The sequence below is a fragment of the Bacillus cereus group sp. BfR-BA-01356 genome, assembly GCF_022663635.1.
In the GTDB taxonomy this organism is placed as follows: domain Bacteria; phylum Bacillota; class Bacilli; order Bacillales; family Bacillaceae_G; genus Bacillus_A; species Bacillus_A cereus.
In genome coordinates this window covers 1-12,504 of record NZ_JAKUFX010000036.1, presented here as the reverse complement: position 1 = coordinate 12,504, position 12,504 = coordinate 1, and the positions used below count along the sequence as shown (strand labels likewise).

Here is a 12,504-nt window from a genome sequence, read left to right as displayed (position 1 = left end):
TTACTTTTCAAGATCTGCTAGACGTTGACGAACTGCTTCGCGTTTTTCTAGGTAATCTTGCTCTTTCGCACGCTCTCCTTCAATAACCGCTGCAGGAGCTTTCGCTACGAAACCTTGGTTAGAAAGTTTCTTCTGTACACGTTCTACTTCTTTATCGAACTTCTCAAGTTCTTTCTCAAGACGAGCTCTCTCTTCATCAAGATTGATAAGATCAGCTAACGGTAAGAATAACTCTGCACCTGATACGATTGCAGTCATTGCCTTTTCTGGCGCTTGTAAGTCTGTTTGAATTGTTAATTCGCTTGGGTTACAGAAACGCTCAATGTAAGAGCTATTTTTCGTAAGTTGAGCAAGTACAGCCTCATCTTTTGCTTTAATTTGCATTTGAACTTTTTTGCTCATTGGCGTATTTACTTCTGCACGGATGTTACGAACAGAGCGAATGATATCAACTAGAAGGTGCATTTCTGCCGCAGCCTCCGTATCTTGTAAATCTTCGCGAACTGTTGGCCACGCAGCTACTGTAATAGACTCGCCTTCATGCGGTAAATGTTGCCAAATTTTCTCTGTTACGAATGGCATGAATGGGTGTAATAGACGCATTGTTTGATCTAATACGTAAGCTAAAATAGAACGAGTTGTTTTCTTAGCTGCTTCATCTTCACCGTATAGTGGAAGTTTCGCCATTTCAATATACCAATCACAGAAATCGTCCCAAATGAAGTTGTATAATGAACGACCAGCTTCACCGAACTCATATTTATCCATGTTACGTGTTACGCTTTCGATTGTTTCGTTTAAGCGAGTTAAGATCCACTTATCCGCAACTGATTTTTCACCAGTTAAATCGATTTCTTCATACTTCATATCATCCATGTTCATTAATACGAAACGTGATGCGTTCCAAATTTTATTAATGAAGTTCCAAGTAGATTCTACTTTTTCCATGCTGAAACGTAAATCTTGACCTGGTGCACTTCCTGTTGATAAGAAGAAACGCATTGCATCTGCACCGTACTTCTCGATAACATCCATTGGGTCAATACCGTTACCAAGAGATTTACTCATTTTACGACCTTGCTCGTCACGAACTAAACCGTGAATTAATACATCTTTAAATGGACGCTCGCCTGTAAACTCTAAACCTTGGAAAATCATACGAGATACCCAGAAGAAGATGATATCATAACCCGTTACTAGTGCATCTGTTGAATAGTAACGTTTGAAGTCTGCTGAATCTTCATTTGGCCAACCAAGTGTTGAGAATGGCCATAACGCTGAACTGAACCATGTATCAAGTACATCGTTATCTTGATTCCAGTTTTCAATATCTGCTGGTGCTTCTGTACCTACGTATACTTCACCAGTTTCTTTATGGTACCAAGCTGGAATACGGTGTCCCCACCATAATTGACGAGAAATACACCAGTCATGAATATTTTCCATCCAACGTAAATATGTGTTTTCAAAACGCTCTGGTACGAACGTTACTTTTTCTTCTTCTTTTTGTTGAAGCGCTACTGCTTTTTCAGCAAGTGGAGCCATTTTTACGAACCACTGTGTTGATAAATAAGGCTCAACAACTGCACCGCTACGCTCACTATGACCTACTGAATGCATATGTGGCTCGATTTCTACTAATACGCCAGCTTCTTGTAAGTCTTTTACTAATTCTTTACGGCATTCGAAACGATCCATACCGTTATACTTACCAGCTTTTTCGTTCATTGTTCCATCTTCGTTCATTACTAAAATGCGTGGTAAGTCATGACGGTTACCTACTTCAAAGTCATTCGGGTCATGAGCTGGTGTAATTTTTACAACGCCCGTTCCGAAATCTTTTTCTACGTACTCATCAGCAATAATCGGAATCTCACGGCCTACGATTGGAAGTGTAACTGTTTTTCCGATTAAATGTTTGTAACGATCGTCTTCTGGATGAACTGCTACTGCTGTATCACCAAGCATCGTTTCTGGACGAGTTGTCGCAAGACGAATATGACCAGAACCATCTGTTAACGGATAGTTCATATGGTAGAATGCACCTTGAACTTCTTTATGAATTACTTCAATATCAGAAAGAGCTGTACGTGTAGCTGGATCCCAGTTGATGATATATTCACCACGGTAAATTAAGCCTTTTTCGTATAATTGAACGAATACTTTATTAACCGCATCTGATAAACCTTTGTCTAATGTGAAACGTTCACGAGAATAGTCTAGTCCTAAACCAACTTTCCCCCATTGTTGACGAATGTGAGAAGCGTACTCTTCTTTCCACTCCCAAGCTTTTTCAAGGAATTTTTCACGGCCAAGATCGTAACGTGAAATACCTTCTTCACGAAGTTTTCCTTCTACTTTCGCTTGTGTTGCGATACCAGCATGGTCCATTCCTGGAAGCCATAGTACATCGTATCCTTGCATACGCTTCGTACGAGTTAAAATATCTTGAAGAGTTGTATCCCAAGCATGACCTAAGTGTAACTTACCAGTTACGTTCGGAGGTGGAATTACAATTGTATACGGTTGTTTCTTCTCGTCTCCTGTTGCTTCAAAATATTTGCCTTCAAGCCACCATTGATAAAGGCCTTCTTCAACGGACATATGATCATATTTAGTTGGTAAATTCTTTTCCGTGTTTGACATTATTTTCCCTCCTTAAAATAAAAAATGTCCCTCATCCAAAAAGGACGAGGGACATCGCGGTACCACCTTTATTTACAAACAAATTCATAATTTGCTTATACTCTTAATTTGATAACGGACAAATCCGTCTTTTCCTAATAAGAACTATTCTGTTCAGAAAAGATGCTCCAGGGCTACCTTCTAACATAACTATCTAGAGAATCTCCCAGCTAATGATTCTCCTCTCTGAAGACGTTTCATGTTATACTCTTCCCCTTCAAGGCATTTATATGATTGTTAATTATTATATACAATAGTGTAAAAAACGAAACCTTATTCGTCAAGATAAATTTAAAACTACAGCTTTTCGTGCCAAAAAGAAGATAAGTAGAATCCTCTACTTATCTTCTTTACCACGCTATTTGTGGGCAGTAAGACCTCCACCTCAAAACTCAGCTGAAGCAAAGAAGTTAGATGGGAGCCCTGCTGCCCGTAAACGCCCAATTGGTGAAGGCTAATCATCAGCGGGGAATGTTTACTTTATCCGTTCCCTTGCTGGGCAGCTTGTAATTGTGACAGGAAATATTCTATATTGCTAACGAGCCAATGCGATTGTTGCAAACTCTTTACTCCGCGCAGTTCATTTTCCTCGTTGCGATTATCTCTTCTTTTCTTATAGGACTGGATTTGCCGAATAAATTGCGATGGATACGTCATATACGCAAACATAAGTAGTTGCTCTTCTTTCGTAAAAGGGAAATTTTTTTGATACATTTGAAACCATTCAAACCGATCACTTCTTGCGATTGGATATGTGTTTAAAGACCGTGAATAAAAACCTACTATATCTTGCACAGGCGTTGCAAACTTCGATTTTTCTAAACTAATAAAATAGCCATTCCGCTCATAGTCAAATAAAAAATGATTCAGTGACACATTACCATGCACAAAAGTAATACGCGTTTTCTCTTTTTCTTTCATCGCATCGTTCCACTCATTTAATTGCTTCGTTGCAAATTCACGCGCTCTCATTACATGATGATAGTACGTACAATATTGCAATTCAAACGGGGACATATACCATTTTGATTCAGATTCTACGAGAAACTCTTCTAACATCTCACCATCATTTTCCCAACGATCGGATATACTTGTATAATGTTTTTCTAAATCTTCTTCCGTATACGTTTCTTCCTTCACAGTTTTTTGATGCAACGTTCCAAGTGTCTGAAACATTTTATGGTATTGATCATTGTCCTCACCGTTTCCTTCTGCACGTTCTAACCAAGGCATTAAATAATAATTATACGTCCCGTCACTTAAAATATAACTTCCATCCGTCGCATGATATATAGGTACATAATTTGAAAAACCTTTCTCCTTCAAATATTGAATATGATGCAGAAAGTTATTCCGCTCTAACTTTCTGCCTTCTATTTTCTTGAGTGCATATGGACCTTGATTCGTATAAATTTTCATTACATTTCCGTGCTCTTCCATATGCTGCGTATCCAATCTATATTGCCTCACGATAGGTTCATAGTGATTTCGCAACTCAATATCCATACGAATAACCCTTTCTATTCAAAACATAGCCTCTAAGAAAGGAAGTGAGTGAAAACACTCACTTCCTTATTTCGCCTTTACCCTTGAAACGGGAATATAAATAATTTGCCCCGTATTTAAAAATATATCTTCTGTTTGATTGACACGGTATAAATTTTGTACAGACGTTTCATAACGGTCTGCAATAGATTCAATTGTATCCCCTTCTTGCACGAAATACATTCTTAACTTTGTAAATTCTTCTTCCGGTTCTTTCGTAAATAGTTTTGTTAAATAAAGCGCATTTTCATCTCGCTGTGAGTACTCTTCTTCTTGTTCTTCCTGCTTTTTCGCTTTTTCTTTCTTGAAATCTTTTCGTCCGAACAGTTCAAATTGCGGCGTTGTTTCTTGCTCCTCTTCACGTTCCACAAATTCATGTTCTTCTATTTTCTCTTCTTCTAATTCCTGCTCTTTTCTTTCCTCTAATTGGAACGGTTCAAACGCGTAATCTTCCCACTCATCTGATTCCTTATATGCTGGTTCTTCTACATGCGGCGCCGGTCTATTTTCATCCTCTTGCGCTGAATCTTCTTCTAACTCAGCATACACCGTTTCTTCCTCTTCCTCTTCAACTTCATCCTCGCTTCTCTCTTCATCACACAAACCGGTAATAGATATATCCGCTAATAATTGTAAGCAACCATTTTCCTTTAATTCATAATCAAATTCCTCGATTGATACATATAGCTCTTCAATTACTTTCACTCGATTTCTCGGAATTGATATTTCAAGTGGAAAGGAATGAACAAGTTCATTAACCCCATCTTCTCTTGTTTCTACATAATCAATTGACTTTGCTGGCGATAGTTCTCTTAATGAATACGCGGAATCATCTTTTCGTGCAACATACTCTCCCGTTAAATCTAATTGTCCTCTCACGATTACTTCATGATCAAGCTCTTCTATCTCAACGTCTGGATCTAACGAAATTGACAAAAGTTCTTCGACTTCCTGTCCTTTTTGGAACCACACAGATTCTTTTAATGAAAATCGTAATGAATGATCTGTAGCCACTTCTTTTCCCCCTCCCAAACTATATGTCATTACAGATTTATGTGCGGAAAGCTTACTTTATGAATAAAAAAAATCGCTCCCCTTACGGAGAGCGATTTTCTCTAATACATTACGCTTTTAATTTTGACATTGCAATTTCAGCTGCTGCAATCGTCGCTTCAATATCTGCATCACTATGTGCTGTCGATAAGAATAAACCTTCGAATTGAGATGGTGGTAAGAATACACCTTGTTCTACCATTTCACGATAGTAAACCGCAAAGAATTCTAAGTTTGAAGATTTTGCTGCATCGTAATTAATAACGGGTTCATCTGTAAAGAAAATACCAATCATAGAGCCTGCACGGTTAATATGATGCGGAATGCCATGTTTTTCAGCTGCTTTACGTAATCCAGCTTCTAACATTTCAGCTTTACGCTCAAATTCTACATATGATTCTGGCGTTAACTGTACTAACGTTTCATAACCTGCCGCCATTGCAAGTGGGTTACCTGATAAAGTACCAGCTTGGTAAATCGGTCCGCTTGGCGCAACTTGGCGCATAATTTCCGCTTTACCACCGTATGCTCCTACCGGTAAACCACCACCGATTACTTTACCTAGGCATGTTAAATCAGGCGTTACGCCATAATAACCTTGGCCACAATTATAAGCTACTCGGAACCCTGTCATTACTTCATCAAAAATAAGCAATGCACCGTTTTCTTCTGTTACTTCACGAAGACCTTCTAAAAATCCAGGCTGCGGAGGAACAACCCCCATATTTCCTGCTACTGGTTCTACAATTACACAAGCAATATCATCACCGAATTGTTCAAACGCGTATTTTACGCTTTCTAAATCGTTATAAGCTACTGTAATCGTATTTTTCGCTACACCTTCTGGTACACCAGGACTATCTGGTAAACCTAAAGTCGCCACACCAGAACCAGCTTTAATTAATAACGAATCACCATGACCGTGGTAACAACCGATAAATTTCAAGATTTTATTACGACCTGTATAACCACGAGCTAAACGTAGTGCACTCATTGTTGCTTCCGTTCCAGAGTTAACCATACGCACAATCTCAATTGATGGCACGCGCTCAATAACAAGTTTTGCTAATTTATTTTCAATTTCTGTTGGTGCACCGAAGCTTGTACCTCTTTCAGCAACAGATTTTAACGCTTCTACAACACGATCATTTGCATGACCATGAATTAAAGGACCCCATGATAATACGTAGTCGATGTATTCATTCCCATCGATATCATATACTTTAGAGCCTTTTCCACGCTCCATAAACAACGGATTCATCCCAACAGACTTAAAGGCACGGACCGGGCTATTTACGCCACCAGGCATTAAGTCTTGCGCCTCTTCAAACGCTGCAATTGACTTATCAAACTTTTTCATTATTTAGCGCCTCCTTCTTGTAACCATCTTGCTGCATCTTTTGCATGATACGTAATAATTAAATCTGCCCCTGCACGTTTCATACTAATTAATTTTTCAAGAACAACTTCTTTTTCATTAATCCAACCATTTTGCGCTGCCGCTTTAATCATCGAATATTCACCACTTACATTATAAGCGACAACTGGTAAATTAAAGTTATTTTTCACATCACGAACGATATCTAAGTAAGAAAGAGCTGGTTTTACGATTAAGAAATCTGCACCTTCCATTACATCTGATTCTGCTTCACGGAATGCTTCCATACGGTTTGCCGGATCCATTTGATATGTTTTACGGTCACCAAATTGCGGTGCACCGTGCGCAGCATCACGGAATGGTCCATAAAATGCTGATGAATATTTCACAGCGTACGACATAACTGGCACGTGTCCAAAACCATTTTCGTCTAATGCATGACGAATTGCTGTTACGAAGCCGTCCATCATGTTTGATGGCGCAATAATATCCGCTCCTGCTTTCGCTTGACTTACAGCTGTTTTCGCAAGAACTGCAAGAGACTCGTCATTTAAAATAATCCCATCTTCAATTAAACCGCAATGACTATGGCTTGTAAATTGACATAAACATGTGTCTGCAACTACTACTAGCTCAGGGAAATCACCTTTAATTTGCTGAATAGCACGTTGTACAATTCCATGATCACAATATGCTGATGATCCAACTTCATCCTTTTCAGCAGGTAAACCAAATACAATAACAGAACGAATACCTAAATCAACAACTTCTTGCATTTCAGCTTGCAATAAATCTAAAGACATTTGATATACGCCCGGCATAGAAGGAACTTCATTACGAACATTTTCACCTTCTAATACAAAAATAGGGTAAATAAAATCTTCCGTATGTAAAAACGTTTCACGCACAAGTGCACGCATGCCCCCGCTTTGTCTTAAACGACGATGACGATTAAATTGTAAAGAGTTCATAGATTTCTATCCCCATTCTTTCATTTTATAGATTCACAAACATATTGTAGTAATGCTTCTACAGTGTACTCTTTCGGCATAATAACAGACGGAAAATAAAGACTTGCCTCTTTTTCCGTAATAGGTCCTATACAAGCAATTGTACATTTTTTTGTCCATTCTCTCCAGTTTGTACCCTCAAGTAAACGAACAAAACTAGTAACAGTTGAAGGGCTCGTAAATGTAATAATGTCTACTTTCCCTAACTTCAATGCTGCTATAAGTTCTTGCTTTTTTTCTATATTCACTTTCGTACCGTATACGATTAGCTCATCTAGAGAAACACCAATTTCCCGAAGTGCAACCGGAATTACCTCTCTTGCTAAATTCCCTTTCGGAAATAAAATACGTTCGTTTCCACTTAATTCTTTTAGAAACTCTTCTGCAAATGCTTCTGCAACAAATGAAGTCGGAACAAAATGAACTTGATAGCCCCTTTTTTCTAACTCTAATTTTGTTTTCACACCTACCGCAGCGATTTTAATGGTTAGCGGTAGTTTCTTTTTTAAACTATCTAGAAAAAAAGCTACACCATTTCTGCTCGTAAAAATAACCCAGTCGTATGAATGTAGCTGCTCTTCAATATGTTGAATTTGCCTATGAGACATACCTTCCATACGCAAAAGCGGAATTTCCAATGGAATTCCGCTCTTTTCTTTCACTGCTACACTCATTTGTTTCGCTTGATGCTGGGCACGTGTAATCAATACCGTTTTTCCAGCGAGAGCGTTCATATTTATTGTTGCTCCTTATTTGCAGCAAGAATGAGTTCTTTGGCGCCTTGTTTAATTAAACGGTCCGCGGCCTCTAACCCTACTTCCTCAGGATTAGTACCCACTACTGTCTCTTTTAATAAAACAGAGCCATCCATAGAGCCGACAAGAGCTGTTAATTCGATTGCATCGTTTTCTGTAAGGGTTGCATATCCAGCAATTGGAACTTGGCATCCACCTTCAAGTTTATGAAGAAATACTCGCTCCGCTGCCACTGTTCTTTCTGTTATCGTATCATTAATATGCGCTAACAACTGCAATAAATCCTTATCATCCTCACGACACTCAATCGCTAATGCACCTTGTCCTACAGCAGGTACACATAACGTATCATCTAAATGTTCTGTAATAACATCATTATCCCAGCCCATTCTTTGTAATCCAGCTGTCGCTAAAATAATCGCATCGTAATCTTCTTCTTTTAATTTACGTAAACGTGTATCGATATTCCCGCGAATCCACTTCACTTGTAAATCTGGTCTCGCAGCGAGTAGCTGTGCACTACGTCTTAAACTACTCGTACCTAAAATAGCACCTTCCGCTAACTCTTTAAACGATGCTCCATTTTTTGAGATAAAAGCATCACGAGGGTCAACACGCTTTGGTGTACAGCCAATCATTAAACCTTCTGGAAGTACGGCTGGCATATCTTTCATACTATGTACAGCCATATCGATTTCTTTCGTAAGTAACGCATGCTCAATTTCTTTAACGAACAAGCCTTTTCCGCCTACTTTTGAAAGAGTAACATCTAAAATAACATCACCTTTTGTGACAATTTCTTTCACTTCAAATTCATATGGTAGACCTAGGGCTTTTAACTGATCAATAAACCAGTTTGTTTGCGTTAATGCTAGTTTACTCTTTCGTGATCCTACAATAATTTTGCGCATAATTCTCTCTCCTCATTATAAATACCAAAAGTGGAAATTGGACAAACTGCTTAATAGAAAAATGTTTACTAGCATTACGAGAAACGATCCGATATTCCACTGTACAATTTTCTTACCTTGCAACACATCTGCCGCTCGTAAATACAAACCTGTGCAATACACAAATAGAACGACAAAAGATCCGATTACTTTCGTATCATACCAATGGAAATTATCCAATTTTGTATATCCCCATATACATCCTAATAAAATTGCTAGTAAGAAAAATGGAACAGAAAATAAATTTAATCCGTAAGACATAGATTCTAGCTTCGGTAAATTCCCTAACCTTCTTAATCTCGCATTCCATTTTTTCTTTTTTAATAGGCGATATTGCAATAAATACATAATAGAAAAAATGAACGATACAGTAAACGTTGCGTAAGAAATAATTGCCATACCGACATGCACGTATACAAGTTCTGAAACTAATTGTTCCGCAAGTACTGGCGACATCTTTCCGAGCGGTGTAAAAATAGAAAAAGCGCTTACGCCAAATGCTACAACATTTGTAAAAAAGACTAAAAAGTCAATTCTCATAAATCGATTAATAACTAACGACATCGTAATCAATAACCAAACATAAAAATAAATCCCTGATAATAAAGTTAAAATAGGATTCGTTTCTGAATCTGTAGCTCTAAGCAACATAAAAATAGACTGCAGGACCCATACAATCGCAAGTAACCAAAAAGCAAATCGGTTCGCCTTTCGGTTACTTTGGAAATAATCTATAAAATATAAACTAATGCTACAAGCATATAAAATAATTGCAATATGATAAATAATACTGTTATTTAAAAAACTCATCCGATCATCCTTCCAAATTATAAAGATGGAACGGATGGTGTCCACACTCTTTTATGTTCTACTTCTTCCGCACGACTCTCTACTTCTTCCGTTTCTAAATCAAAAATCTTTGCAAATAACGCTAATTTTTCGCTCGCTCCCTCTTCAGCAGCTATTTCTTTCGCTACTAAAATTGGGTCTTTTAATAATTGATTAATAATACTTTTCGTATGCTTACTAATAACTTTTTTCTCACGATCACTAAGGTTTGGTATTTTTCGCTCTAGGCTTACCATCGTTTCACTTTGGATTGCAAGTGCCTTATCACGAAGAGCTGATATTAATGGAACAACACCAAGTGTACTTAACCACGTTTTAAATAGAACAATTTCCTCTTCAATCATAAATTGAATTTTCTCTGCCTCTTTCAAACGCTCAGCACGGTTTGCCTCCACTACTCCTTGTAAATCATCAATATCATACAAGAAAGAACCTTCTAGCTCATCAATCGCTGGATCAATATCACGCGGCACTGCAATGTCAACCATAAATAATGGACGACCAGAGCGCATTTTCTCCACCTTTGTCATCATCTCTTTCGTAATGACATACTCAGATGCACCAGTTGAACTAATTAAAATATCTGCTTCTAATAATGCACATTGTAATTCGCTTAACGATTTTGCATGTCCCATATATTTCTCAGCCATTACTTCTGCTTTCGAAAGCGTCCTATTCATAACTGTTACTTTACGAGCACCACTTCCATATAAGTTTTGTAGTGCAAGTTCGCCCATTTTACCAGCACCAAGAATAAGCACATGACAATCTGTTAACTCGCCAAATATTTTCTTTCCAAGCTCAACAGCAGCATAACTAACAGACATTGCACTTTCCCCGATTGTTGTTTCTGAGTGGGCACGTTTTGCTAATGTAATGACTTGCTTAAACAATTCATTAAAAATTGTGCCTGTTGCTTTAACTTGTTGCGCTTCTAAAAAGCTATCTTTTATTTGACCTAAAATCTGCGTTTCTCCGACTACCATTGAATCTAAACCGCACGTTACGCGGAATAAATGATCTATTGCGCCATCTTGTTCAAAAATAGTTAAATATGGTGCGACTTCTTCTATTTCAAGCTGAAACCAATCAGCTAAAAACTTCTTAATATAATACCGTCCCGTGTGTAATTGATCGACAACAGCATAAATCTCAGTGCGATTACAAGTTGATACAATGACATTCTCTAACACGCTCTTTTGATTTTGTAATGTAGTCATCGCTCGCTCTAGTTCTGCTGCCTGAAATGTGAGTTTCTCACGAAATTCTACAGGGGCTGTTCGATAATTTACACTAACAACAAGAATATGCACGCAGCATGTCCCCCTTCACCCGTTTTATCACTTTATCTACTATCATAATACAACTTTCCTCTTATGAATCTGACAATCGTGTGAACAACCGATTATTTTTTAATTATTCTCCGTATGTAATACAGGAGATTCAGTAACACTAATAAAAAAATTTCTACTTTATAATGATTATAAATTAATAACTCTATTTGTACGTTACCAAAAAAAGCCCTCATAATCAAGTGATGGAAACTATTCCATATAAATTATAACATCATCTTCCCTATCTTCTTTCATCATGAAGGAAAATATGTATGATTGTTCCAAAATGTAACAAAGACTTTCTCAATACAATGTATTTGACATTGTATTTCTTTTTCGTTATATTGGTTTTACAAAATTAAATTGTGCACAACTTAATTAGAAGGGAGTTATTTATGACAGAAGACTCTTTGCATCTAGATAACCAACTTTGTTTTTCTATTTACGCCTGCTCTAGAGAGGTTACTCGTTTTTATCGACCTTATTTAGAAGAAATGGGTATTACGTATCCCCAGTACATTACTTTACTCGTACTATGGGAGCAAGATGGACTAACAGTAAAAGAAATTGGAGAACGTCTATTTTTAGATTCTGGTACGTTAACACCTATGTTAAAACGTATGGAATCATTAAAACTTGTAAAACGTGTTCGTTCCAAAGAAGACGAGCGAAAAGTTTGTATTGAATTAACAGAACAGGGCAAAGATTTAAAGGAAAAGGCTTGTTCATTACCGACAACGATGGCTACAAACTTAGGAATTACAGAGCAAGAATATCGCTCTTTATTAATTCAACTAAATAAACTGATTGACACAATGAAAACAATTAATGATGGAAAAGACCTGCGGTAGTATGTCAACTGAAAAATAATATCTTTTGAAGTTATCAAAGGACAAATTGCTTAAAAAAGACATCACGAAACTAGACCAGTATTTTATGTAAAAT

At 37.5% G+C, this 12,504-nt stretch carries 10 protein-coding genes and 1 other annotated feature; of the genes, 1 reads left to right on the top strand and 9 read right to left on the bottom strand.

The genetic code is table 11. The features are described 5' to 3' along the window. From MR168_RS14420 to hemA, 9 genes are all read right to left on the bottom strand, one after another. On the bottom strand, positions 1–2,646 hold the full coding sequence (locus MR168_RS14420; RefSeq protein ID WP_000072250.1) for a valine--tRNA ligase: 2,646 nt from the start codon (positions 2,644–2,646) through the stop codon (positions 1–3). Positions 2,647–2,683: 37 nt separating this feature from the next. Then, positions 2,684–2,915, bottom strand: a binding site (T-box leader). A gap of 250 nt (positions 2,916–3,165) precedes the next feature. Next, positions 3,166–4,191 carry a spore coat protein YsxE gene (ysxE, locus tag MR168_RS14415; protein WP_000350658.1) on the bottom strand — a complete coding sequence of 342 codons (1,026 nt, stop codon included), beginning with the start codon at positions 4,189–4,191 and terminating at the stop codon, positions 3,166–3,168. 66 nt (positions 4,192–4,257) lie between these two features. Then, complete coding sequence (spoVID, locus tag MR168_RS14410; protein ID WP_140159417.1) at positions 4,258–5,274, bottom strand: stage VI sporulation protein D; 1,017 nt, start codon at positions 5,272–5,274, stop codon at positions 4,258–4,260. Positions 5,275–5,353: 79 nt separating this feature from the next. Continuing rightward, a complete protein-coding gene (gene hemL, locus MR168_RS14405; RefSeq protein WP_086412561.1) occupies positions 5,354–6,643 on the bottom strand; it encodes a glutamate-1-semialdehyde 2,1-aminomutase in 1,290 nt (429 codons plus the stop codon). Beyond that, the gene (gene hemB / locus MR168_RS14400; RefSeq protein WP_242291401.1) at positions 6,643–7,632 is read right to left on the bottom strand and encodes a porphobilinogen synthase; all 990 of its coding nucleotides are present in this window, start codon (positions 7,630–7,632) and stop codon (positions 6,643–6,645) included. Before hemB ends, hemL begins: the two co-directional genes overlap by 1 nt. Before the next feature lie 20 nt (positions 7,633–7,652). Beyond that, a complete protein-coding gene (gene hemD, locus MR168_RS14395; RefSeq protein WP_086412563.1) occupies positions 7,653–8,405 on the bottom strand; it encodes a uroporphyrinogen-III synthase in 753 nt (250 codons plus the stop codon). 2 nt (positions 8,406–8,407) lie between these two features. Further along, positions 8,408–9,337 carry a hydroxymethylbilane synthase gene (hemC, locus tag MR168_RS14390; protein WP_001226407.1) on the bottom strand — a complete coding sequence of 310 codons (930 nt, stop codon included), beginning with the start codon at positions 9,335–9,337 and terminating at the stop codon, positions 8,408–8,410. A 15-nt stretch (positions 9,338–9,352) separates the two neighbouring features. Beyond that, entirely contained in the window at positions 9,353–10,186 is an 834-nt protein-coding gene (locus MR168_RS14385) for a cytochrome c biogenesis protein (RefSeq protein ID WP_000008991.1), read from the bottom strand. A gap of 17 nt (positions 10,187–10,203) precedes the next feature. After that, positions 10,204–11,538: a glutamyl-tRNA reductase gene (gene hemA, locus MR168_RS14380; protein WP_000547868.1), complete on the bottom strand. Its 1,335-nt coding sequence runs from the start codon at positions 11,536–11,538 to the stop codon at positions 10,204–10,206. 416 nt (positions 11,539–11,954) lie between these two features. Between hemA and MR168_RS14375 the strand changes: the two genes are divergently transcribed. Next, entirely contained in the window at positions 11,955–12,410 is a 456-nt protein-coding gene (locus MR168_RS14375; protein ID WP_086412564.1) for a MarR family winged helix-turn-helix transcriptional regulator, read from the top strand. The last annotated feature ends 94 nt before the right edge of the window (positions 12,411–12,504 follow it).

Coding starts and splice junctions, on each gene's coding strand:
- ysxE (WP_000350658.1), bottom strand. CDS start 4,191: ATGGATATTGAGTTGCGAAATCACTATGAACCTATCGTGAGGCAATAT.
- MR168_RS14420 (WP_000072250.1), bottom strand. CDS start 2,646: ATGTCAAACACGGAAAAGAATTTACCAACTAAATATGATCATATGTCC.
- hemL (WP_086412561.1), bottom strand. CDS start 6,643: ATGAAAAAGTTTGATAAGTCAATTGCAGCGTTTGAAGAGGCGCAAGAC.
- hemB (WP_242291401.1), bottom strand. CDS start 7,632: ATGAACTCTTTACAATTTAATCGTCATCGTCGTTTAAGACAAAGCGGG.
- hemD (WP_086412563.1), bottom strand. CDS start 8,405: ATGAACGCTCTCGCTGGAAAAACGGTATTGATTACACGTGCCCAGCAT.
- hemC (WP_001226407.1), bottom strand. CDS start 9,337: ATGCGCAAAATTATTGTAGGATCACGAAAGAGTAAACTAGCATTAACG.
- spoVID (WP_140159417.1), bottom strand. CDS start 5,274: ATGACATATAGTTTGGGAGGGGGAAAAGAAGTGGCTACAGATCATTCA.
- MR168_RS14375 (WP_086412564.1), top strand. CDS start 11,955: ATGACAGAAGACTCTTTGCATCTAGATAACCAACTTTGTTTTTCTATT.
- MR168_RS14385 (WP_000008991.1), bottom strand. CDS start 10,186: ATGAGTTTTTTAAATAACAGTATTATTTATCATATTGCAATTATTTTA.